23 protein-coding genes are annotated in these 22,500 nt (G+C 68.6%); 14 read left to right on the forward strand and 9 right to left on the reverse strand.

Going from position 1 to position 22,500, the window contains the following annotated elements:
- The first annotated feature begins 36 nt into the window (after window positions 1-36).
- From OHA10_RS39085 to OHA10_RS39125, 9 genes are all read left to right on the forward strand, one after another.
- On the forward strand, window positions 37-663 hold the full coding sequence (locus tag OHA10_RS39085) for a hypothetical protein (RefSeq protein ID WP_371403818.1): 627 nt from the start codon (window positions 37-39) through the stop codon (window positions 661-663).
- Window positions 664-679: 16 nt separating this feature from the next.
- Entirely contained in the window at window positions 680-883 is a 204-nt protein-coding gene (locus tag OHA10_RS39090; RefSeq protein WP_371403819.1) for a hypothetical protein, read from the forward strand.
- A 69-nt stretch (window positions 884-952) separates the two neighbouring features.
- Window positions 953-1,147: a hypothetical protein gene (locus tag OHA10_RS39095; RefSeq protein WP_371403820.1), complete on the forward strand. Its 195-nt coding sequence runs from the start codon at window positions 953-955 to the stop codon at window positions 1,145-1,147.
- Window positions 1,147-1,497 carry a type II toxin-antitoxin system HicA family toxin gene (locus OHA10_RS39100; RefSeq protein WP_371403821.1) on the forward strand — a complete coding sequence of 117 codons (351 nt, stop codon included), beginning with the start codon at window positions 1,147-1,149 and terminating at the stop codon, window positions 1,495-1,497. The genes OHA10_RS39095 and OHA10_RS39100 overlap by 1 nt, the downstream gene beginning before the upstream one ends.
- A 3-nt stretch (window positions 1,498-1,500) precedes the next feature.
- Entirely contained in the window at window positions 1,501-1,722 is a 222-nt protein-coding gene (locus tag OHA10_RS39105) for a hypothetical protein (RefSeq protein ID WP_371403822.1), read from the forward strand.
- 272 nt (window positions 1,723-1,994) lie between these two features.
- Window positions 1,995-3,710 (forward strand): maltose alpha-D-glucosyltransferase, encoded by a 1,716-nt coding sequence (gene treS / locus OHA10_RS39110; RefSeq protein ID WP_371403823.1) that lies wholly within the window; start codon window positions 1,995-1,997, stop codon window positions 3,708-3,710.
- On the forward strand, window positions 3,710-5,122 hold the full coding sequence (locus OHA10_RS39115) for an aminoglycoside phosphotransferase (RefSeq protein WP_371403824.1): 1,413 nt from the start codon (window positions 3,710-3,712) through the stop codon (window positions 5,120-5,122). The genes treS and OHA10_RS39115 overlap by 1 nt, the downstream gene beginning before the upstream one ends.
- A 266-nt stretch (window positions 5,123-5,388) precedes the next feature.
- A complete protein-coding gene (gene glgB, locus OHA10_RS39120) occupies window positions 5,389-7,584 on the forward strand; it encodes a 1,4-alpha-glucan branching protein GlgB (protein ID WP_371403825.1) in 2,196 nt (731 codons plus the stop codon).
- A 9-nt stretch (window positions 7,585-7,593) separates the two neighbouring features.
- Window positions 7,594-8,499 carry a GNAT family N-acetyltransferase gene (locus tag OHA10_RS39125; RefSeq protein WP_371403826.1) on the forward strand — a complete coding sequence of 302 codons (906 nt, stop codon included), beginning with the start codon at window positions 7,594-7,596 and terminating at the stop codon, window positions 8,497-8,499.
- On the opposite strand, the gene OHA10_RS39130 is transcribed toward OHA10_RS39125, so the two are convergent.
- Together OHA10_RS39130 and OHA10_RS39135 are read right to left on the reverse strand one after the other, a co-directional pair.
- Window positions 8,489-9,304: a phosphotransferase family protein gene (locus OHA10_RS39130; protein WP_371403827.1), complete on the reverse strand. Its 816-nt coding sequence runs from the start codon at window positions 9,302-9,304 to the stop codon at window positions 8,489-8,491. The two genes, OHA10_RS39125 and OHA10_RS39130, sit on opposite strands and share 11 nt — an antisense overlap.
- Before the next feature lie 21 nt (window positions 9,305-9,325).
- Window positions 9,326-9,676, reverse strand: coding sequence for a DUF4870 domain-containing protein (locus OHA10_RS39135; protein WP_371403828.1), 351 nt, complete (start codon window positions 9,674-9,676; stop codon window positions 9,326-9,328).
- A gap of 81 nt (window positions 9,677-9,757) precedes the next feature.
- On the opposite strand from OHA10_RS39135, the gene OHA10_RS39140 reads away from it, so the two are divergent.
- Window positions 9,758-10,642 carry an alpha/beta hydrolase gene (locus OHA10_RS39140; RefSeq protein ID WP_371403829.1) on the forward strand — a complete coding sequence of 295 codons (885 nt, stop codon included), beginning with the start codon at window positions 9,758-9,760 and terminating at the stop codon, window positions 10,640-10,642.
- Between the two features lie 17 nt (window positions 10,643-10,659).
- Window positions 10,660-11,589 carry an RNA polymerase subunit sigma-70 gene (locus OHA10_RS39145; protein ID WP_371403830.1) on the forward strand — a complete coding sequence of 310 codons (930 nt, stop codon included), beginning with the start codon at window positions 10,660-10,662 and terminating at the stop codon, window positions 11,587-11,589.
- Here OHA10_RS39145 and OHA10_RS39150 read toward each other — a convergent pair.
- Window positions 11,570-12,985: a DHA2 family efflux MFS transporter permease subunit gene (locus tag OHA10_RS39150; protein ID WP_371403831.1), complete on the reverse strand. Its 1,416-nt coding sequence runs from the start codon at window positions 12,983-12,985 to the stop codon at window positions 11,570-11,572. The two genes, OHA10_RS39145 and OHA10_RS39150, sit on opposite strands and share 20 nt — an antisense overlap.
- Window positions 12,986-13,009: 24 nt before the next feature.
- Between OHA10_RS39150 and OHA10_RS39155 the strand changes: the two genes are divergently transcribed.
- Window positions 13,010-13,426, forward strand: a complete 417-nt coding sequence (locus tag OHA10_RS39155; protein ID WP_371403832.1) for a MerR family transcriptional regulator — start codon at window positions 13,010-13,012, stop codon at window positions 13,424-13,426.
- Here OHA10_RS39155 and OHA10_RS39160 read toward each other — a convergent pair.
- Both OHA10_RS39160 and OHA10_RS39165 read right to left on the reverse strand, forming a co-directional pair.
- Window positions 13,402-14,625: an RNA polymerase sigma factor gene (locus OHA10_RS39160; protein ID WP_371403833.1), complete on the reverse strand. Its 1,224-nt coding sequence runs from the start codon at window positions 14,623-14,625 to the stop codon at window positions 13,402-13,404. The two genes, OHA10_RS39155 and OHA10_RS39160, sit on opposite strands and share 25 nt — an antisense overlap.
- Before the next feature lie 60 nt (window positions 14,626-14,685).
- The gene (locus tag OHA10_RS39165) at window positions 14,686-15,057 is read right to left on the reverse strand and encodes a YciI family protein (RefSeq protein ID WP_371403834.1); all 372 of its coding nucleotides are present in this window, start codon (window positions 15,055-15,057) and stop codon (window positions 14,686-14,688) included.
- Window positions 15,058-15,162: 105 nt separating this feature from the next.
- Here OHA10_RS39165 and OHA10_RS39170 point away from each other — a divergent pair, with 105 nt between their 5' ends.
- Complete coding sequence (locus tag OHA10_RS39170; RefSeq protein ID WP_371403835.1) at window positions 15,163-16,608, forward strand: flavin-containing monooxygenase; 1,446 nt, start codon at window positions 15,163-15,165, stop codon at window positions 16,606-16,608.
- Here OHA10_RS39170 and OHA10_RS39175 read toward each other — a convergent pair.
- Window positions 16,605-17,744, reverse strand: a complete 1,140-nt coding sequence (locus OHA10_RS39175; RefSeq protein WP_371403836.1) for a citrate/2-methylcitrate synthase — start codon at window positions 17,742-17,744, stop codon at window positions 16,605-16,607. The two genes, OHA10_RS39170 and OHA10_RS39175, sit on opposite strands and share 4 nt — an antisense overlap.
- A gap of 73 nt (window positions 17,745-17,817) precedes the next feature.
- Here OHA10_RS39175 and OHA10_RS39180 point away from each other — a divergent pair, with 73 nt between their 5' ends.
- The gene (locus OHA10_RS39180) at window positions 17,818-19,074 is read left to right on the forward strand and encodes a citrate/2-methylcitrate synthase (RefSeq protein WP_371403837.1); all 1,257 of its coding nucleotides are present in this window, start codon (window positions 17,818-17,820) and stop codon (window positions 19,072-19,074) included.
- Between the two features lie 9 nt (window positions 19,075-19,083).
- Here the strand turns inward: OHA10_RS39180 and OHA10_RS39185 are convergent, their stop codons facing one another.
- From OHA10_RS39185 to OHA10_RS39195, 3 genes are all read right to left on the reverse strand, one after another.
- A complete protein-coding gene (locus tag OHA10_RS39185; RefSeq protein ID WP_371403838.1) occupies window positions 19,084-20,511 on the reverse strand; it encodes a hypothetical protein in 1,428 nt (475 codons plus the stop codon).
- A 48-nt stretch (window positions 20,512-20,559) separates the two neighbouring features.
- Window positions 20,560-21,441, reverse strand: coding sequence for a MurR/RpiR family transcriptional regulator (locus OHA10_RS39190; RefSeq protein WP_371403839.1), 882 nt, complete (start codon window positions 21,439-21,441; stop codon window positions 20,560-20,562).
- A gap of 65 nt (window positions 21,442-21,506) precedes the next feature.
- Window positions 21,507-22,490, reverse strand: a complete 984-nt coding sequence (locus OHA10_RS39195) for a hypothetical protein (RefSeq protein ID WP_371403840.1) — start codon at window positions 22,488-22,490, stop codon at window positions 21,507-21,509.
- Between the last annotated feature and the right edge of the window lie 10 nt (window positions 22,491-22,500).

Genomic DNA, 22,500 nt, shown 5'->3' on the forward strand with positions numbered 1-22,500 from the left:
GTGGCTCGTACATCGCCTGGTGAGGGAGGCGCGCGGATGAGCTGGCTGTTACGCCACAACTGGCTGTGGTCCCTGCTCGCGTTCTTCCTCGGAGCGGCGATCACGTGGGTGTTGCTCGAACGCCGCAAACTCGCCACCGCTCCCCCGCTCGAAGAGCCCGCGGTCGAGCAAGAGCCGGTGCTGGTAGGCGCCACAGCAACCCAAGGAGCCCCCGCAACACGACCCACCACGGCCGCACCAGCCACCCCGCCAGCGCCAGCCGCACCGGCCGCACGCGTCACTCCGGCCGCACCGGCCGCGCGTGTCACCCCGGCCGCGCCCGCCGCCCCGGTCCCGGAGAGGGCCGAGCCGGTCTTCTCTCGGGTGATGGACTCTGAGCCGACCCTCTTCGACGCCGAGATGACTGCATCTGAGCCGCAGACGGCCGTCGTGCAGCCCGGGCGGTACGGCGAAGGTTCGGCCGAGGCGGTGCCGCACCAGGGGCCGCCGGACGGGTTCACGATCAAGGGGAACGCACAGTCGAAGCTGTTCCACACGCCGGATTCGCCGTACTACGGCCGGACCAAACCCGAGGTCTGGTTCCGCACCGAGGCCGATGCCGAGCGGGCCGGATTCACGAAGTACACCCGCCGCCCGCGCAAGTCCGCCGACCCCCGCGACTGACCCACGAGGAGACGCAGTGCCCCAGCTCCACGTCCCCTACGTCGTCGAACAGGACGAGGACGGCACCTGGCTCGCGGAAGCAGCCCTGACCCCCGACCTCTTCCTCCAGGGCGAAGGCGAAACCCGCGAGGCCGCCCTCGAAGACCTGCGCACCTCGATCACCCAAGCAGCAGCCGACTCCGGCATCCCCGACCAACTGGTGATCAACCTCCCCGACTGACCCACCCCCGGTCCTACGATCGCGACAACACTCAGTAGCCAGGAGGCGAAGTTGCAGCGAGACATCACAGTGTCCTTCGTCGTTACCGAGGACACGGAGGACGGCGGCTGGACAGCCTCGGCGGCGCTGACACCGGACGCGTTCGCCAACGGTGAGGGCGAGACCCGTGAGGCCGCCATCGAGGATCTGAAGGCCGCCCTCGTCGCGCTCGCCGACGTCGTCGGGATCCCTGAGCAATTGGTCGTGACGCTCGAGGACGACTGATGGCGAAGAAGCGCCTGGACGCCGAAGCCGAGCTCCGGGCGGCCGGCTACCGGCCCGTTCCGGGCAAGAAGCGCGGCCACGGCGACCACGTCATCTGGCAACGCGGCAAGCGAACGGTGTCGGTGCCGAAGCACGACGAGATCAAGACCGGCACCTGGGCCAGCATCCAGAGGCAGGCGAACCTCAACGGCAAAGGTGAGCCCGACCGGCAGCCGCCGGACCAGCAGAAGGCCATGGACCTGCTGAACAACGGCAGCCCGGCTCCTGGCACCAGTGGCGCCTCCGGGTCCGGTCGACGCGACCAACCGGTGACCCAGCGACATGGGAAGAAACGCGGCAGGGAGCGCTGAGACATGGCGAAGGAGATTCCGGCGGCCGGCGATCCCGCGGAGCCGGACGACGTGCTGACGCCGGATGCCGTCATCACCCCTGACGACCGGCTGTTCCCCTACGACAAAGGGCAACCGCCCGCGACCGAGGCGGTGAAGCGAAGGCCCCGCAGGCTTCGCGGTGGAGGGCGGCGCGGGGCAGCGCAGTACACGCAACGAGAGCAGGAACGCGACCGCCGGCGCTGAGTGCCGGGCCTGCCGAAGCACGTGAGTGCGTGCCTATTTGCTTGTACTGGCAAAGGGCCGTCAGACTATGCGGAACGCCTTGCGGGACCGTCCGACCGACGGCGTCACCACATCACCGGAAGCGTCCGGATCTACGTACTGCTCCTTTTAGGTGCGCCCTGGTGGGGTACCAGAGATCAGTGCATGTCCAGGACGGGTCCACCCACCGTCGTCGCGTTCGTGGCGGCGTGCCGTAGTACAAGCCGCAGTACCGCTAGGTTTGGAGACACCCGATGGAGGTGAGCGTGACCGACATGCTGCCGGAGCAGCACCACGGACTGACGAAGAGTGACCCGCTGTGGTTCAAGCGGGCCGTCTTCTACGAGGTCCTCGTGCGGTCCTTCAAGGACTCGAACGCCGACGGCATCGGCGACCTGCAGGGTCTGACCGAGAAACTCGACTATCTCGAGTGGCTCGGTGTCGACTGCCTCTGGTTGCCGCCGTTCCAGCCGTCCCCGCTGCGCGACGGCGGTTACGACGTCTCGGACTACACCGGCGTGATGCCGGAGGTCGGCACCGTGCAGGACTTCGAGGAGTTCCTGGTCCAGGCGCATGCGCGCGGCATCCGGGTGATCGTCGACTTCGTGATGAACCACACCTCGGACCAGCACCCGTGGTTCCAGGCCTCCCGGCAGGACCCGGACGGCCCGTTCGGCGACTTCTACGTCTGGTCCGACACCGACGACAAGTACTCCGACGCGCGGATCATCTTCGTCGACACCGAGAGCTCGAACTGGACCTGGGACCCGGTCCGCGGCCAGTACTTCTGGCACCGGTTCTACGCCAACCAGCCCGACCTGAACTTCGAGAACCCGGCCGTCGGCGACGCGATCGTCGACGCGCTGAAGTTCTGGCTGGACCGCGGCGTCGACGGCTTCCGGCTGGACGCGGTGCCGTACCTGTTCGAGACCGACGGGACGAACTGCGAGAACCTCCCCCGGACCCACGAGTTCCTGAAGCGGATCCGCAAGGAGGTGGACGCGAACTACGAGGACCGCGTCCTGCTCTGCGAGGCGAACCAGTGGCCGGCCGACGTGGTCGAGTACTTCGGTGACCGCGACTCCGGCGGCGACGAGTGCCAGATGGCGTTCCACTTCCCGGTGATGCCGCGCATCTTCATGGGCGTACGCCGGGAGTCGCGCTTCCCGATCTCGGAGATCCTGGCCCAGACGCCGGAGATCCCCGACACCTGCCAGTGGGGCATCTTCCTGCGCAACCACGACGAGCTCACGCTCGAGATGGTGACCGACGAGGACCGCGACTACATGTGGTCGGAGTACGCGCAGGACCCGCGGATGAAGGCGAACATCGGCATCCGCCGCCGGCTCGCGCCGCTGCTGGACAACGACACCAACAAGATGGAGTTGTTCACCGCGCTGCTGCTGAGCCTGCCCGGCTCCCCGATCCTGTACTACGGCGACGAGATCGGCATGGGCGACAACATCTGGCTGGGCGACCGCGACGGTGTTCGGACGCCGATGCAGTGGTCCCCGGACCGCAACGCCTCGTTCTCCACCGCGACGCCCGGCAAGCTGAGCCTGCCGGTGATCATGGACCCGGTCTACGGCTTCCAGGCGGTGAACGTCGAGGCCGAGATGGAGAACGCCTCGTCGCTGCTGCACTGGACCCGCCGGATGATCCAGACCCGCAAGCAGCACCCCTGCTTCGGGATGGGCACGTTCACCGATCTCGGCGGTTCGAACCCGAGCGTCCTGTCGTACGTGCGCGAGTTCGGCGACGACGTGGTGCTGTGCGTGAACAACCTGTCCCGCTTCCCGCAGCCGATCGAGCTGGATCTTCGGCAGTGGCAAGGAGTGGAGCCGATCGAGTTGCTCGGCGGTGTGCACTTCCCGACCATCGGGGAGTTGCCCTACCTTCTGACCCTCGGCGCCCACGGTTTCTACTGGTTCCGGCTGGCGAAGCCGGCTGACCACGAGGAGAGCATGTAGTGAATTCGCATCTGGACCAGGTCCAGTCCTTCTGCGCGAGCCAGAGGTGGTTCGGCGAGAAGGGACACGACGTCCGCGTCGAAGCGATGGCCACCTCGGTGTGGCTGTCGGACGAGGGCGCCTGGCCGGCGGTCCGGATCGGGTTCGTCTACTGTGCGGGTCCGCCCGGGGTGGAGATCCCGATCCGGGTGTACCAGCTGCCGCTCAGCTACCACCGCGCACCGGTCGACAACCTCGGCCATGCGCTGGTCGGTGAGTGGGCGGAGCCGGATCTCGACGACGCCGACGTCTGGGTGTACGACGCGCTGCACGACAAGGAAGCGACGCCGTACTGGCTGGACGGGCTGACCCACGGACGGCAGCTGGACGGGCTGGAGTTCCATCCCGTCCAGGCTCCGGACCGGACCATCGAAGTACCGGAGGACGCGCAGTCGCTGGTCCTCACCGTGGAGCAGAGCAACACGTCGCTGGTGTTCGGCGACGTGGCGCTGCTGAAGGTGTTCCGCCGGCTCGAGCCCGGGAGCAACCCGGGGGTCGAGATCGAGTCGGCGCTCACCGAGTACGGGTCCGACCTGGTCCCGGAGGTGCTGGGGTCTGCGCGCGGTAGGTGGCCGCGCGCCGGCGGCGGCACCGACTCGGGCGAGCTGGCGATGATGACGGCGTTCCAGAAGAGCGCGACCGACGGCTGGTCGTTCGCGACGTCGTCGGTGCGCGACCTGTACGCCGAGGCCGACCTGCACGCCGAGGAGGTCGGCGGTGACTTCGCCGCCGAGTCGCACCGGCTCGGCGCGAGCACCGCGCAGGTGCACTCCGAGCTGGCCAAGGCGCTCGGCACCGACATCTGGGAGCCGGCCAAGCTGGTCGAGCACGCGAACGCGATGCGTCGCCGGCTCGACGCCGCGGCCGCCGCGATCCCGGAGCTCGCGCCGTACGCCGACGGTCTGGCCCGGGCGTTCGACGCGCTCGCGGCGTACGACCAACCCGTCACCGTCCAACGCATCCACGGCGACTTCCATCTCGGCCAGGTGCTGCGGACGATCGACGGCTGGAAGCTGATCGACTTCGAGGGCGAGCCGGCCAAGTCGCTGATCGAGCGGCGGGCGCTGGACACGCCGGTGAAGGACATCGCCGGCATGCTGCGCTCGTTCGACTACGCGGCCCGGTCGTTGCTGGCCGATCACCGCGGCGACCAGCAGATCGCGTACCGCGCAGCCGAGTGGGCGGCTCGCAACCAGGAGGCCTTCTGCGACGGGTACGCCGAGGTGGCGGGCACCGATCCGCGCGAGCAGACCGTGCTGCTGAACTCGTTCCTCGCCGACAAGGTGATCTACGAGGTCCTCTACGAGGCCCGGAACAGGCCGACGTGGCTGCAGATCCCGCTGTCCGCAGCGGCGCATTTGGCCGGACAGTAGATCGAACTCCTGGACGCCGAGCTGGCGCTGGGTCACGCCGTGGAGGTCGCTCGAGCTGGAGTGACGACCGCCAGCTCCTGCCGCTCAACGAGGTGATTCGCGGCGTGATCGCGATCGCCCGCGCCGACCTCGACGCCGCACGAGAAGCTTTGACCGACTGAGGATTGTGTACGTCGGGACTCGGCGGGTACGGGGTGCAGTGAAGACGGTGCTGATCGGGCAGGATGGGATTCATGGGAGAGCGCGAAGCTTTTGAGGAGCCTGTGGTGGCGGTTGAGGAGCCTGTGGTGACAGCGGTCCCGGTCGATCGGACCGAGCTGGAGAGACTCGTCGCCGGTACGTACCACGATCCTCATCGGGTGCTCGGCCCGCATCTCGGCGAGCACGGTGTCACCGTGCGCGCACTGCGGCCGTTCGCGAAGAGCGTCACCGTGCTGTACGACGACCACCGCCTCGACCTCCGGCACGAGTACGACGGCATCTGGGTCGGCGTACTCGACGTCGACAAGGTCCCGGACTACCGCCTCGAGGTGACCTATACCGACGGCCCCGCGACCGTGGTCGACGACCCGTACCGCTATCTCCCGTCGCTCGGCGAGGTCGACCTGCACCTGATCGGCGAGGGCCGGCACGAGCAGCTGTGGACCGTGCTCGGCGCCCACGTCCGCCGCTACGACGGCCCGACGGCGACTGTCACCGGTACGTCGTTCGCCGTCTGGGCCCCGAACGCGCAAGGGATCCGGCTGACCGCGGACTTCAACTTCTGGGACGGCCGCGCACACCCGATGCGCTCGCTCGGGTCCTCCGGTGTCTGGGAGATCTTCGTACCCGGCGTCGGCGCGGGTACGCGGTACAAGTTCGACATCTGCGGCCGCGACGGCGTCTGGCGGCAGAAGGCCGACCCGATGGCGAACCTGGCCGAGACTCCCCCGGCAAACGCATCGGTCGTCACGGAGTCGTCGTACGAGTGGAGCGACGCCGCCTGGCTCGAGCGGCGCGCGCAGGCCGAGGCGTACGCCGAGCCGATGAGCGTCTACGAAGTACATCTCGGGTCCTGGCGCAAGGGCCGCTCGTACCGCGAGCTGGCCGACGAACTCGTTGCCTACGTCAACGACATGGGGTTCACCCACGTCGAGCTGATGCCGGTGATGGAGCACCCGTTCGGCGGATCGTGGGGCTACCAGGTCACGTCGTACTTCGCGCCGACCTCGCGCTTCGGCGACCCGGACGACTTCCGGCTGCTCGTCGACCGGCTGCACCAGGCCGGTATCGGCGTGATCGTCGACTGGGTGCCCGCACACTTCCCGAAGGACGCCTGGGCGCTGGCCCGCTTCGACGGTACGCCGCTGTACGAGCACCCGGACCCGCGCCGCGGCGAGCAGCCGGACTGGGGCACGCTGGTCTTCGACTTCGGCCGGCCGCAGGTGCGGAACTTCCTGGTGGCGAACGCGATCTACTGGGCCGAGGAGTTCCACATCGACGGCCTGCGCGTGGACGCGGTCGCCTCGATGCTCTACCTCGACTACTCCCGCCAGGACGGCCAGTGGGTCCCGAACCAGTACGGCGGCCGCGAGAACCTGGAGGCCGTCTCGTTCCTGCAGGAGATGAACGCGACCCTCTACAAGCGGGTCCCGGGCGTCATCACCGTCGCGGAGGAGTCGACGTCCTGGCCGGGCGTCACCCGCGCGACGCATCTCGGCGGTCTCGGCTTCGGCTTCAAGTGGAACATGGGCTGGATGAACGACTCGCTCCGCTACCTGGAGCACGAGCCGATCCACCGCCAGTACCACCACCACGAACTGACGTTCTCGATGATGTACGCGTACTCCGAGAACTTCGTCCTCCCGCTGTCCCACGACGAGGTCGTGCACGGCAAGGGATCGCTGCTGCGCAAGATGCCCGGCGATCGCTGGCAGCAGCTGGCGAACCTGCGTGCGTACCTGGCGATGATGTGGGCGCACCCGGGCAAGCAGCTGCTGTTCATGGGCTGCGAGTTCGGTCAGGAGTCGGAGTGGTCGGAGAAGGGCGAGCTCGACTGGTGGCTGCTGGACCACAGCGACCACCAGGGTCTGCAGCAGCTGGTCCGCGACCTCAACCGGGTCTACAAGGACACTCCGGCGTTCTGGCGCACCGACCACGAGGCCGAGAAGTTCAGCTGGATCGACGCGAACGACGCCAGCAACAACATCTTCTCGTTCGTCCGGTACGGCGACGACGGTGAGCCGACCGTGGCGTGTATCGCGAACTTCTCCGCGATCCCGCACCACGGCTACCGCCTCGGCCTCCCGTACGCCGGCCGCTGGGAGGAGGTCGTCAACACCGACGCCAACACGTACGGCGGCTCCGGCGTCGGCAACTTCGGCGCGGTCGAGGCCGACGGGCCGGAGTGGCACGGGATGACCACGAGCACCGAGCTGTCCGTGCCACCCCTGGCGACGGTGTACCTGCGCTTCACCGGGTAGCGTTCAGGGGTGACCGCCGTGGACCCCCTGTCAGATGGTGAGCTGACGCTGCGACCTTCGCCGCCGAACGGACAGGTGACGACGTTCACCGTCGAGCACGTCCATCCAGGCGGCCCGGAGAACGCGGGAGACACCCTGGGCACGGTCGAGGTGCGCCGGACCACGCCCGGCGTCGCGCTGGTGGTCTGGTCGCTCGACGGCGGTCCCGGACCGGCCCAGCAGGCGCTGCGACTCGTGTCGGAGTACGCGTTCGCCGAGCTTGGGCTGGAGCGGCTGCAGGTCGAGGTCGACCCCGAGCTGCACTCGAGCGCCCGGGTCGCGATCCGTTCCGGTTTCCGGCGTGAGGGCGTGTTGCGTGGCGGCGCGCTGGTCGACGGCGAGCGCCGGGACGTCGCGATCTACGGGATGCGGAAGGACGACCCGCGTCCTGACTCGGTGACCGGCTGGACGGCGTTGATGGACTCGACACTGCCCAAGAAGCGGGTGATCGCGCACGTCGTCGTACGCGACACGGCTGGGCGCGTCCTGCTGTGTCAGGTCAGCTACAAGAAGGACCTGGAGTTGCCCGGCGGTGTGGTCGAGCCCGACGAGGACCCGGCGACCGGTGCGTCCCGGGAGATGCAGGAAGAGATCGGTACGGCGCTGCCGCTGCTCGCCGTGCTCGCCATCGACTGGCTGCCGCGCTGGGAGGGTTGGGGCGACGCAGTCGAGATCCTGTACGACGGTGGCGTCCACGACCCGTCGCTGATCGACGAACTGCAACCGGACGGCTTCGAGATCCGCGGCCTGTCATGGCACGCGCCCGAGGAGCTGGAGGGCCTGGTCTCGCCGCTGAATGCCCGGCGGCTCCCGATGCTCCTGGCCGCGCCGAATCAGCTCCACAACCTACGCGCCGGCGTACCGATCACTTCGTGAGCTGGTTGACGCACCAGAGGTAGTGCCCGTCGCCGGCATTCTCGTCGTAGATGGTCGCGGTCGTGATCGCGTACGCCTGCCGGTAGAGCCGCATCCGCTCGCGGTCGTGTCCGAGCTTCTCGAACCGTCCGAGCAGCAGCTGGTCCAGCCGCCGCGCATCCGGCCCGTACATGTCGAAGAACCCCGCCGCCAACGACGCCTCGAACGTGTTGTCGCCCGCGGTCGACAAGAATCCCCAGTCCAGCACCGCCGCAACCCGCGCCCCGTCCATCAGCACGTTGGGCGGGCAGATGTCCCCATGCACCACACTCAGCTGAAGACCAGCCAGGCTGCGCAGCCCCTCGACCACCGCCTCCAGCAGTCCGGCGAAGTCAGGCACGTCCCGCTCGAGGTGGACCTTGGAGGCCGCCGCGCGACGCCCCACCAAGCCCGCCAGGCTCTCGCCCCAGGACTGCTTCCAGAAAGGCTCGTTGATCACGGTCATTGCCGTGGCCGCCGGACCGGGGTGCGTGGATCGCAGCGCTTCGACGACCAGCACGAACGCCTCGAGGGCCTGCTCCTCCGGTAGACCCGCCTCGTGCAGCGGTACGCCGGTCAGCTTGTCCTCCACGCTGACCGCCAGCCCGTTCTCGCCCACGCCGACCTCGCGGATCCGCGGCGTACGGAACGGCAACTCCGGCACCTCGTCCAGGAACGCCTTCAGCGGCAGCACATCCTCCGGCCGCCGGTCGAACCAGACCTTCCACACGGTCCCGTCCCCGAGGTCGTAGACCGCGCCTTCCATCCCCTGGCCGATGAGCTCCACCGGCCCGACTCTAACCGACCGCTAACGGACGAACCGGAGCGTCAAGGGGTACCGGTACTCCTGCCCGCTCGACGCCGCGACCGCGCCGATCACGATCAGCGGCACGATGATCAGCACCCCGAGACCGAACGTGATCAGCACCAGCACCACCGCGATCGCCGTGTAGATCAGCAGCGAGATCTGGAAGTTCAGCGACTCCACCGCGTTCTTGCGGACGAACTCGGACCGCCCGCGGAACAGCAGCCAGATGATCAGCGGACACAGGAACCCCATCGCGAACCAGGCCGCGATGAACACCCCCACATGCGCGATCATCGCCCAGGTGCGTTCTTCCGAGGCCGACAACGCCGGCCCTGAGCCCGGAGTGCTCATGATCCCAGTGAAGCACGCCGATTCCTTTTCGCGGCAGCGCTGGTCAGTACCGATAACGACCAGCAACGAAAAGGGATCACGATGGCAAGCAAGGAGTCGGAAGCGGTCAAGCAGCACTGGGCCGCGGCGAAGGTCTCGACGGTGCAGGACGATCCGGAGCGGGCCAACCACCGCTGGGCCGAGCTGACCGCCGAACCGCCGGACGTCGACTATCTGTCGGTCCCGGGACGGCAGGCGCTCTGGATCGTGCCGCACAACGCGACCGAAGACCGGGTGCTGCTCTGCTTCCACGGCGGCGGCTACATCAGCGGATCCCGGTACTCGCACCGTAAGCTCTTCGCCCACCTCGCGCGCGCAGTCGGGGCCCGGGCGCTGGTGTTCGACTACCCGCTCGCGCCCGACTACCTCCACCCGGTCCAGCTCGACGACGCGGTCGACACGTACCGCTGGCTGCTGGACCAGGGCATCGCGCCCGGGCACATCATCTTCACCGGCGACTCGGCAGGCGGCGGGATGGCCATCACCACGCAGCTGCGCGCCCGGTCCGTCGGACTGCCCCTGCCCGCCGGCGCGATGCCGTTCTCGCCATGGGTGGACTTCGAGGCGACCGGAGCGTCGTACGACGTCAACCGGGATCGCGACGCGTTCTTCTACCGGGACCTGGTCCGCGGACTCGCGTGGACGTTCCTGGGGCCTGATGGCTCACCGCACGATCCGTTCGTGAATCCGCTGTACGGCGACCTGACCGGACTCGGACCGATCTACATCCAGGTCGGCGGGGACGAAGTACTGCTGGACGACGCGCAGATGCTGGCCAACGGTGCGGAGAAGGCGGGGATCGACGTACGGCTCGATGTCTTCCCGGAGATGCAGCACACGTTCCAGATGGCGGCGGGTCGCGCGCCGGAAGCCGACGATGCGATCCAGCGGATGGGACGCTGGGCTCGGCCGGTGCTCGGCCTATGACGATCGAGGAGGTAGTGGTGAGTGATTTCGGCAGCCGAACCGAGCCGTTCCGCAAGGAGCTGCTCGCGCACAGCTACCGGATGCTCGCGTCAGTGCACGAGGCCGAGGACGCCGTACAAGAGACGTACCTGCGGGCATGGCGTTCGTGGTCGGCGTTCGAGGAACGCTCGTCGGTGCGGGTCTGGCTGTACCGGATCGCGACCAACGTCTGCCTGACCGCACTCGAGCAACGCGGCCGCCGCGCGCTGCCGTCCGGCCTCGGCGCTCCGGCCACCGACCTCTCCCCCGGCTCACCGCCCGACGACCCGTCCGTGCTCTTCGTGGAGCCGATCGCCGAATCGCTGGTACACGACCCGGCGACGATCGTGACCACGCGGGAGAGCCTGCGGCTGGCGCTCATCGCGGCGCTGCAGTACCTGCCGGCCAAGCAGCGCGCCGTACTCATCCTGCGCGAGGTGCTGGCGTTCCCCGCCGCCGAGGTCGCCACCATGCTCGACACCTCCGTCGCGGCGGTGAAGAGCACGCTGCAGCGAGCGCGGGCACGACTCGACGAGAACCCGCCCTCGGAGGTGGTCGAGCCGGACGACCCACGGGCCCAAGCCCTGCTCGCGGACTACATCTCCGGCTTCGAGAACGCCGACCTGGCCGCTCTCGAGCGAGCGCTGCGCGCGGACGCGGCGATCGAGATGGTCGGTACGACGGCCTGGTTCGACGGCCGGGTGATGTGCCTGCAACTGCTGGCGTCCGCGGTTGGTGAGCCCGGCGACTGGAGGATGCTCCCGATCGTCGCGAACGGCCAGCCTGCGGTCGGCGCCTACTTCAAGGGCGAGGCGTACGGCGTCGCCGTACTCACGCCGACGGCCACTGGTCTGACCCACATCCACGTGTTCAGCACACCGAGTCTCGTCACGTACTTCGGTCTGCCGCTCACACCGCCTGCGCCGTAAGCAGGGCCCGGCGGCTCGTGCTCACCAGGGCCAACGCCAGCACGACCAGTCCCATCGCGATGATCGGCCACCAGACCTGGTGGGCGGCGTGGACGAACGCCCGCGGATCGGTCGTCGCCTTGGCGCCGACGATCGATCCGGCGATCGCGACGCCGAGCGACGTACCGGTCTGCCGGCCGACCGACGCGAGCGACGCCGCGAGGCCGGTCATCGACGCGGGCATCCCCGAGACCGCCGAGTTCGCGATCGGCGGGTTGATCGTGCCCAGGAACACGCCGAAGAGCAGGAAGATCGCCAGGATCACCGGGAGCGGGGTGGAGACGCCGATCCTCATCGATGCGGCCGCGCCGAGTGTCAGCGCCGTACCCGCGACGACAAGCGGCAGACGCGGACCGACCGACCCGACCACACGACCGGTGAGTGGCGAGAGCACACAGATCAGCAGACCGACCGGGAGCAGGGACAGGCCCGCGTCGAGGGCGGAGAGGTTCCGCACGCTCTGCAGGTAGAGGGTTGTGACGAAGAGGAACGCGCCGAAGCCGCTGTAGGCGGACATCGCGATCAGTACGGCGGAGCTGAACGGGACGCTGCGGAACAGGCGAAGCTCGAGCAGCGGCTCCTGGCGCCGGCGTTCGTACGCGATCAGCGCGACCGCCGACACCGCCGCGATCACGAGCAGTCCGACGATCAGCGGCGTACCCCAGCCGTGCTTCTCGGACTCGATGATCGCGGAGACGACGCCGCCGAGGACGAAGATGACCAGGAGCTGGCCGATCGGGTCGAACCGGCGGCCGTGGGCAGCGCGCGACTCCGGGACGAACAGGCTGGTGAAGATCACCGCGAGGACGACGATCGGAAGGTTCACCCAGAAGATCGACCGCCAGCCCAGGCCGTCGACCAGCGCGCCGCCGAGGATCGGGCCGAGGACGAGCGACAGGCCGGCCGTCGCGCCGAAGATCCCGATCGCCCGCGCCCGCTCGGCGCGGTCGGGGAAGACCGTCACCACGATCGCCATCGCGACCGGGTTGAGCATCGTCCCGCCGACCGCCTGCACGGCACGGGCGGCGATCAGCCAGCCGATCCCGGGCGCCAGACTGCACAGCAGCGAACCGACCCCGAACACGATCAGCCCGAGCCGGAACATCCGGCGCCGGCCGAACCGATCCGCGGTCGACCCGGACAGCAACAGGAAGCTCGCGAGCACCAGCGTGTAGGCGTCGACGGTCCACTGCAGTCCGGCCGTCGAGGCGCCGAGCCCGTCCCGGATCGCGGGCAGGGCGACGTTCACGATCGAGATGTCCATCACCGAGATCAGCAGGCTCGCGCAGCAGATCACGAGGACGGCGTACCGGCGGGCACTGGTCAGACCAGTGTCCTCGAGCGTTGAGAGGGTCATACCGACCACGCTAGGATTTAGAGCGTGCTCGAAGTCAATGAACGCGGGATCAGTATTGCCGAGGCGGCCGAACGCACCGGCGTCAGCGTCCACACGCTGCGGTACTACGAACGCGCCGGACTGGTCGTCACCACTGTCGACCGCACCGCCGGCGGGCGCCGTCGCTACCGCCAGATCGACCTGGACTGGATCAAGATCTGCACCAAGTTCCGGGCCACCGGGATGCCGATCCGGATCATCCGCCGGTACGCCGAGCTCGTCCTCGCCGGGCGTGGCAACGAGAAGGACCGCCTCGAACTGCTCGAGGCTCACCGCTCCGACGTACTCACCCAGCTCGCCGAACTGCAGGAGAGTCTGGAGCTCATCGACCACAAGATCGACGTGTACCGCGGCCGGATGGAAGCCGGCGACGCCGATCAGCTCTGGGCACCCCGCGCCTGAAGCCTCGCCGTCAGGAAGCGGCGCTCGGTCTCGTTGGCCGTGAGCTCGATCGCCTCTCGATAAGCCTCGGCGGCTTCCTCAGCCCGACCGAGGCGGGTGAGCACGTCGGCCCGGGTCGCGGGCAGATACGCGTACGCCGCCAGCGCGGGCTCCTTGCTCAAGGCATCCAATTCGTCGAGGACCGCGGCCAGGTCCGCGCCGGGAACGAGGCTGTGCGCGGCCGCCCGGTTGAGGGCGACGATCGGCGTCGGCCAGCTCAGCATCATCGCGTCGTACATCCGGACCACCTGACGCCAATCGGTCCTCTCCCACGTCGGCGCAGTCACGTGCAGCCCGGCGACGGCCGCCTGCAAGGCGAAGCGCCCATGGCCTCTGTGGAGGGCCGATGTCGCCCGCGAGACGCCCTCCGCCAGCAGCTGTGCGTTCCACCGCGACCGGTCCTGGTCCGCCAGCAGCACCAGCTCACCGTCGGCGCTGACTCGCGCGTCGCCCCGCGCCTCGGTCATCAGCAGCAGGCCGAGCAACGCCTGCGGTTCCGGCTCGTCCGGCATCAACCGCTCGAGCATCCGGGCCAGCTCCACCGCGCGTCCGGTCAGATCGGTCCGCGTCAGCTCGGACCCCGCCGCCACATGCCCGGCCGTGTAGACCAGATGTACGACGGTCAGCACGACGTCCAACCGCTTGGGCAGCTCGTGATCCGCCGGGATCCGGTACGGAATGCCCGCGGCCGCGATCTTCTTCTTGGCCCGGGTGATCCGCGCCGCTGCCGTCGACTCGCTGATCAGCAGGACCGCCGCTACCTCACGGGTCGTGAGGCCGCAGATCAGCCGCAGGGTCAGTGCGACCTGTGACTCGCGCGCGAGCGCCGGGTGGCAGCAGGTGAACACCAGCCGCAGCGGGTCTGTCGGCTGCTCGACCTCGCCTGGCTCCTCTACCAGCAATGGGAGCTTCCGCCACAGGTTCGTCTCCCGTCGCAGCCGATCCAGCGCGAGTCGTCGGGCGACCGTCGTCAGCCAGCCACCCGGATTCGACGGGATCCCGTCCGGCCAGGTCCGCAGCGCCTGCACGAACGCGTCCTGCGTGCAGTCCTCGGCCAGGTCGAGGTCCCGCGTCAGGCGCACCACCGACGCGAGCACGGTCGACCAGCTCTCGCGATGAGCCTGGTCGACCACTCGCGTGACCTCTACCGCCTCAGTCATCGCTTGTCCCCCGCGGGTACGCCGACGGGACGGAACGTCGGCGTACCCGCGTCAGGCATGTCAGGCCGACGGCTGCGAGTCCGGCGAGGTGTCCATCACCGGACGGACCTCGACGTTGCCGGACGGGCAGATCTTGGCCAGCTCCAGCGCCTGGTCGAGATCGCGGGCCTCGATGACGTAGAAACCGCCGAGCGCCTCCTTGGTCTCGATGAACGGGCCGTCGGTGACCAGCGGCTCGGCACCCTCGCGCTGTTTCACCGTGCTCGCCGTCGTCGACCGCTCGAGCGCCTCCCCGCCGAGGATCCGCGCCCCGGCCTTCTCCACCGCCTCGGCGAACGCCCCGTGCAGCTTCATCGCCTGCTGCCAGTCGTCCGGCGTGACGTTGTCGTACCACTCTTCGCTGTCGTACAGCAGGAACATGTACTGCGCCATCTCAGGCTCTCCCTCGTGTAGGGCTTGTACTGAACATCTTGCTGACGATCGCCGCCACACGGAATCGACAACACCCGGGAAGAATCTTCATTACTGTTGAGTACTGTGAGTTCCATCGAGCACCTGGACGTGCTGATCGTCGGCGCCGGCCTCTCCGGGATCGGCGCGGCGTACCGTCTCCAGACCCGCTGCCCGGACCGGACGTACGCCGTACTCGAGGCGCGGGACGCGCTCGGCGGCACCTGGGACCTGTTCCGCTATCCGGGAGTGCGGTCGGACTCGGACATGTTCACGCTCGGGTTCCCGTTCCACCCGTGGAAGGCGGCGAAGGCGATCGCGGACGGGCCCGCGATCCTCGACTACCTGCACGAGACGGCGTCGACGTACGGCATCGACAAGCACATCCGCTTCGGGCAACGCGTCGTACGCGCGTCGTGGTCGTCCGCGGACGCGCTGTGGACTGTTGAGACTGGCGACTCCCTCTACACGTGCTCTTTCTTGTACGTCTGCAGCGGGTACTACGACTACGACTCGGGCTACGTGGTCGACTTCCCCGGGCAGAGCTCGTTCGAGGGCCGGATCGTGCACCCGCAGCATTGGCCGGCCGACCTGGACTACACCGGGCAGCGAGTGGTCGTCATCGGCAGCGGTGCGACTGCGGTGACGCTGGTGCCCGCCATGGCCGGTACGGCGGAACACGTGACGATGCTGCAGCGTACGCCGAGCTACGTCGCCTCTCGCCCGGCCCGCGACGCGTTCTCGGACCGACTCCGCGCCGTACTGCCGGAGAACCTCGCGCACCGGTTGATCCGCGGGAAGAACGTTGCCGTGAGCACCGCGCTCTACAGTGCGTTCCGGAAGTGGCCGGCGCATGCGGCGTGGTTGCTGAACGCCGGCGTGGCTCGGGAGTTGCCGGAGTCGATCCCGGTCGATCCGCATTTCACCCCGCAGTACAAGCCGTGGGACCAGCGGTTGTGTCTGGTGCCGGACGCCGATCTGTTCAAGGCGTTGCGGGACGGGTCGGCGTCGGTGGTGACCGACGAGATCGTTCGCTTCACCCCGACCGGTCTGCTGCTGCGGTCCGGCCAGGAGTTGCCCGCCGACCTGGTGGTCACCGCGACCGGGCTGCGGATGGTTGCACTCGGCAATATCAAGGTGACGGTCGACGGTCGGTCGGTGGAGCCGCACGACACCTTTGTCTACAAGGGCATGATGCTCAGCGGCGTACCGAATCTTGCCTGGTGCATCGGGTACACGAACAACTCCTGGACGTTGCGGTCCGACCTGACCTCGCAGTACGTGTGCCGGCTCTTGAACCACTTGACGGCGACCGGCGCGCGGATCTGCGTCCCGGAGGTCGACCCGGCCGAGTACGACGCTCCGCCTCGGCCGGTCGTGGACCTGTCGTCCGGGTACATCCGCCGGGCGGCCGCCATCCTCCCGCGCCAGGGCAGTCAGGGGCCCTGGCGCCTGCGGCAGAACTACCCGCGCGATCTGGTGACGTTGCGGTTCGGGCCGGTCGAGGACGGGGTCATGCAGTTCGTCGGCTAGTTGATCGGGGCCGGTGGTTGCGGGCCGACGTACGTGGCGATCGGGCGGATGATCTTCGGGTCCTCGGCTTGTTCGAGGATGTTGGCCGACCAGCCGATGATGCGGCTGACGGCGAACGTCGGCGTGAACATCGCGCGTGGGATACCGCAGAGCTCCATCACGACGCCGGCGTAGAACTCGACGTTCGCGTAGAGGTTGCGGCCGGGCTTCAGTTCGGCGAGGACGTCGACGATGCGCTGCTCGACAGTGGTCGCGAAGTCGACCAGGTCGCCGCCGATGCCGCGGGCGATGTCGCGGAGCATCAACGAGCGCGGGTCCTCGGTTCGGTAGACCGCGTGGCCGAAGCCCATGATGCGGTCGCCGGCGGACACCTTCGCCCGGACCCAGGCGTCGATGCGGTCCGGCGTACCGATCTCGTCGAGGCTCGCGAGCGCGCGGTCCGGAGCGCCGCCGTGGAGCGGGCCGGAGAACGCGCCGATCGCGCCGGCGACGGCGGAGACGACATCGGCGCCGGTGGAGGCGATCACCCGGGCCGTGAACGTGGAGGCGTTGAACCCGTGGTCGAGCGTCGAGACCAGGTAGTGCTCGATCGCGGTCGCGTGTACGGCGTTCGGCTCGGTGCCGGTGACCAGGTAGAGCCAGTTCGCCGCGGCCGAGAGGTCGGCGCGTGGCTCCAGTGGCTGCCGGCCTTCGCGGAGGCGGTACAGAGCGGCGAGGATCGTCGGGGTGACCGCGCAGACCAGCATCGCGTCGGCCTTGCGGCGGGCCGGGTCGATATCCCACAGCGGCTTGAGACCGCGGACAGCCGCGAGGAGCGAGAGCGCGGTGCGGAGACCGGCGAGCGGGTTGAACTTGGCGCCGGCGGCCGCGATCGCGGGCAGGACCGCGCTGACCTCGTCGGGGAGGACGCGCAGCGGCGCGACCTCGGCGATGAACCGGTCGCGCTCGGCGTCGGTCGGGAGGCGGCCCTCGAACATCAGGTACCAGACGTCTTCGAGCGTCTTGGACTTGGCGAGATCGATCGCCGAGTACTGGCGGTAGTGGTAGAACCCCTCGTCCCCACGGACGTCACCGAGGGTCGTCTCGGTGACGACGACGTTGCGCAGACCGGGCGGAACATTGATCACTGTTGACATATCTTCAGAGTTGACAGCCAATCAACTATTGTCAATATTGATCCAGTCAATATGAATCCGTAGAGGAGCGTGGATGGCAGCCGAAGGTGACGAGAATTACCTGACCACCGCCGAGGTCGCCCGCCGCCTCCAGGTCAAACCCGAAACCATCTACGCCTACGTCAGCCGGGGTCTCCTCACCAGCACCCGAGCCCGAGGACGCCGCGGCAGCCTCTTCTCAGCCACCGAGGTAGAACGCCTCGCCAGCCGCTCGGTGGACCACTCGGGCGTAGTGGAACGCATCGAATCCCAACTAACCCTCCTCGAGAACGACGAGCTCTACTACCGAGGCCACCCAGCCAGCCGCCTGGCCACCACCTGGACAGTCGAACAGGTAGCCCACCTCCTCTGGACCGCCCGAACCCCAGAAGGCCCACCGAGGAATGCGGCCTCCGCCGCGAGCCCCGCCTCGTCCGCCATGGCGGCGTTTGCCGGTTCGCGGGAGGGGGTGGAGCTTGCTCGGAGGGCTCTGGGGGTGGTGCCGGAGGGGGCTCGGTTGACGGATGGGTTGCGGGTTGCGGTGGCTGTGCTCGGGGCTGCTGATGCGTTGCGGTTCGACTTGTCGGTGCCGGCCGTGACTGCCGCGGCCGGGCGGCTGATCGGGACCTTGGTGACCGCGCTGCCCGACGTGACCGAGCAGCCGCCGGACCCCGGTGACGACGCGCCTTCCGACGCGACCCTCGGCGCGCGGCTCTGGTCCAAGCTCTCCGCCGAACCGCCCCGGCCGGAGGTGCTCGACGCGGCGCTCATCCTGCTGGCCGATCACGGGCTCGCGGTGTCGACGGTTGCAGCGAGGGTTGCCGCCAGTGCGCGCGCGAACTTGTACGCCGTCATCTCCGCCGGCCTCGGCGCGCTCGACGGGCAGTACCACGGCGCCGCGCCGACCCTCGCCTACGAGTTCCTCCAACGCGCGCGGCAAGACCCACTGAAGGCACTCTCGGACCAACTGCGCTCAGGCGAACCGATCCCCGGCTTCGGCCACAAGATCTACCAGCAGCGCGACCCGCGCGCCGACGTACTGCTCGGCCTGCTCGGCGACCACCCGATCGTCGGCACGATCGCCGCCATCGCCGAGCGCACCCCGACCTTCCCGAACAGCGACCTCGCGATCGCCGCGGTCATGGACGCCTACAACTTCCGCCCGGACGCCGGCGACGCCCTCTTCGCGCTCGCCCGGATGATCGGCTGGACCGCGCACGCCCTCGAGGAGTACGCGGCCCCGGCCCTCCGCTTCCGCGCGATGGGTGTCTACACCGGCCAGGTCCTGTCTGGATCACCAGACAGGACCTGAACGACCTGACTACTTCGCGCCGAGCTTGATCAACGTCGCCGCACCAGGAGCCAGCGAGACCTGGATCGGCCCGACCCGCTGCGACACGTACTTCTGCCGCGCCGGCTGGAACACCCCGACCGATCCGACCGCCTGCGCATTCACCGCCACAACCGCCCGAGCCGGCGCACTGTGCGACCGGTTGGCAACCAGCACCCAGCGATCACCCGACGCAGCGTCCCGCGGCCGGAAGGTGCCCACGACAACCGAATCCCCGGAGACCGCCGACACCAGGCTCGTCGGCGTGAACCCGACAGCCCCGTTCGGCAACGGAGTCTCGTTCGCGTGGACGACGGACTCCGACACGAGCGGCTTCAGCTCGCGCCCGACCTGGTGCAACCAACCGGTGTTGATCTGCTTCGCGGCGTCGTACCGCGACGTCCGCTTGCCGTCGACCGTGATCAGCGCCGGCCCGAATCCCTCGCCACGAGCAGCCTCCGGCGTCCAGTACGTGAAGTACTGGATACCCTTCGCGCCGTACGCGAGGCTGATGTTGATCTGCCAGAGCAGCTCGGCCGCGGTCGGTTCGCGATGGTTGTTGTAGGCAAGCGTCTGGATGTACACCCACGACGGGATGTCGCCGTACAACGCCGCGTCCCGGACGATGGCCCAGTTGTGGAAGTAGTTCTCGTCCTCGCGCCCTTCGGACAGCAGCGGATACCGGTCGAACGAGATCAGCGACGGCTTCACCACATCGACGAAGCTGCGGTAGTACGTCGCGTCGTCGGACGGCAGCAGGTTGATGTACGGCAGCAACTGCGGCGCGAGCTCACGTGAGATCGCGAGCGCCTTCGCCAGCGTCGCGAACCAGCCCGCACCGGGTTCGTCGTAGAAGTTGAAACCGGCCAGCGACGAGTACGGCCCGTACGCGTCGCGGGCCCGGATGTAGAGCGCGCTGGCCTCGGCCGGGGTCACGCTGAGGAAATCGGTCGTGGTGTCCGAGATCGAGAACCAGCGGGACATGTTGCGGATCTGGATGTCGTCCGAGATCAGCATCTTCAGGCCGGCGTCGCGGGCCAGGCCGAGCTGGTACTGGAAGATGTTGCCGTCGCCGGCGTAGTTGCCGGAGACGATGAAGTCGAAGCCGGCGTTCTTGATCTCCGCGAACCGTTGGGTAGTGCTCGCGTACGGGTGCGGCGGCCAGAACAACCCGATCGGGAAGTCAGGCCCACCGGTCAACGGCAACGTGTCCGGCGACGGTACGGCGGCAGCCGCAACACCACCCGCTGCGCCCGACGCGGCTCCGGCCGCCGAGCCGGCTCCCGCGGCTGAGGTGGTCGAGGCGGCTGCCGTCGACGTGGACGCGGCTGTTGCGGCCGCCGCCGTCAACGCACCGGCGCCGGCGCCGAGTAGGAGGGTTCGGCGGCTGGGGCCGAGGATCTGGTGCGGACTCTGCATGGTTCTCCTTCGGAAGGCGGACGAACGGAGCGTGCGGCAGAAGACGTTTCAGGAGCGTTGACGGTGATCGGCAACCGCCTCGGCAGTGGCGTCGAAGGCCTGCTCGGCCAACGGATAGTCGCGCTGCGCGACGCCGAGATAGAGCGCATCCAGCACGATCAGCTGGGCGTGCCGGCCGGCCATTCCCCCGGTCCGGAACGTCACGTCGCGAGCCGCGGTGACCAGCAGGATGTCCGCGGCCCGCGCCAACGGCGATCGCGGATAGTTGGTGATGGCAACAGTCGTCGCGCCTTGCCGCCCGGCCCGGACCACCGGTTCCAGCACCTCGAGCGTCTCGCCGCTGTGCGAGATCCCGATCGCGACATCGCCGGTCCCGAGCAGAGCGGAGCTGGCGAGCGCGGTGTGTACGTCGCTCCAGGTACTCGCGCTCCGCCCGATCCGGTGCAGTCGCAACCGCAGATCCTCGGCCACCGCCGCCGAACCCGCCACGGCGTACAGATCGATCCGTCGCGCGTCCGAGATCGCCTGCACCGCACGCCTGAGCGCGTCGACGTCCAGCGACGCGACGGTGTCCTCGAGTGCCCGCGTGTCCGCGCGCAGCAGCGTCCGGAGTACGTCGTCCAGTGAATCGTCCGGGCCGACCTCGGATCCCGTCCCGCGTTCCCAGCTGAGACTGGTCCGACCAGTCTCGGCCGCCAGCGCGAGCCGGAGCTCGGCATACCCGGACAGACCGAGCGCGAGGCAGAAGCGCGTGACACTCGGCAGCGACGTACCGCAGCGGGCTGCCAGCTGACCGATCGTCGAACCCGCCACCGCCGCCGGATCCCGCAGTACTTCGGCGGCGATCCGGGCCTGCGCCGGACTCAAGGCCGGCAGCAGGCCGTGGATCCGCGCCTCGAGACTCGGCGGCGGCGACGCGACAGCACTCATGTGAAGAATTCTCGGAGCACTTCAGTGCCAATTACAAGAATTCACACTGTCCGATTCCGGCCAGCTCACCCCACCTCCATCCGCCGGACAGTGAACTGGTCGGACCAGCCACCCGCGATCAGCACATCGATCCGCCCGCTCAGCACATACGTCCCGTACGGCGTGATCGCAGCCGTTGTCGGACCGGACACCGGCCACGGCTCTACCGCCCGCACCTGGGCGGTCCGGTAGTTGTCCCGGCTGCTCAGCACGGTCGCCCGCTCGACCCCGGCCGCACCGAGCTTGTTGGTGATCGCGATCAGCCGACCGTCGCGCGCCAGCGCCAAGCCGTCTCCCCCGACCAGTGCACTGGTCAGACCAGTCATACTGAGTTCACCACGCAGCGAGATCCGGAACAGTGTGCCCACGTCGTACCGGACCACCAGCAGGTAGCCGCCCGGGTGCCAGACGATGCCGTTCGGCCCGATCGTGTCGCTCTGCAGCCGCTCGTCGCGGACCAGAACCGACGCGGTGCCACCGGGCGTGATCCGGTAGATCGCGTCTCCCGACGGGTCGGTGACGTAGGCGTTGCCCACGGCATCGATCGCCAGGTCGTTCACACCGTGGCGACCGCCGGCCGGGTTCAGCCGCGGAGTGTTCAGATCCACCTTTCGCTCGAGCCGCCCGGTGCGCAGGTTGTAGATCGCCACGCCGGACTGCTTGTAGAGCGTGGCATCCGACGACCGCTCGCCGTTCCCGATGTCGGCGTACGTGACGAGCACACGGTTGCGCACGGCATCGACATGCAGCCCGAACGTCGACACACCGGGCGCGACACCGAACGGATGCGGTACGCCGTCCCGGCCGACCACCGAGATCCGCCCGGTGGCCAATGACCCGATCAGGAACGCCTGGCGGGTCGGATCCCAGGCGATCCCCTCCGGATACCTGTCAGCCGTCCGGCCGTCGAGCTGCACGGGAATCCCGTGCGAGGCAGCGGCCGTGACGGGAACTGCGGCCGGCGACGCCGCCAGAGCGAGCAGCGCCACGGCCAGTACACGAAACTTCATCGAGAACCCC

It is taken from the genome of Kribbella sp. NBC_00662 (assembly GCF_041430295.1).
Taxonomy (GTDB): domain Bacteria; phylum Actinomycetota; class Actinomycetes; order Propionibacteriales; family Kribbellaceae; genus Kribbella.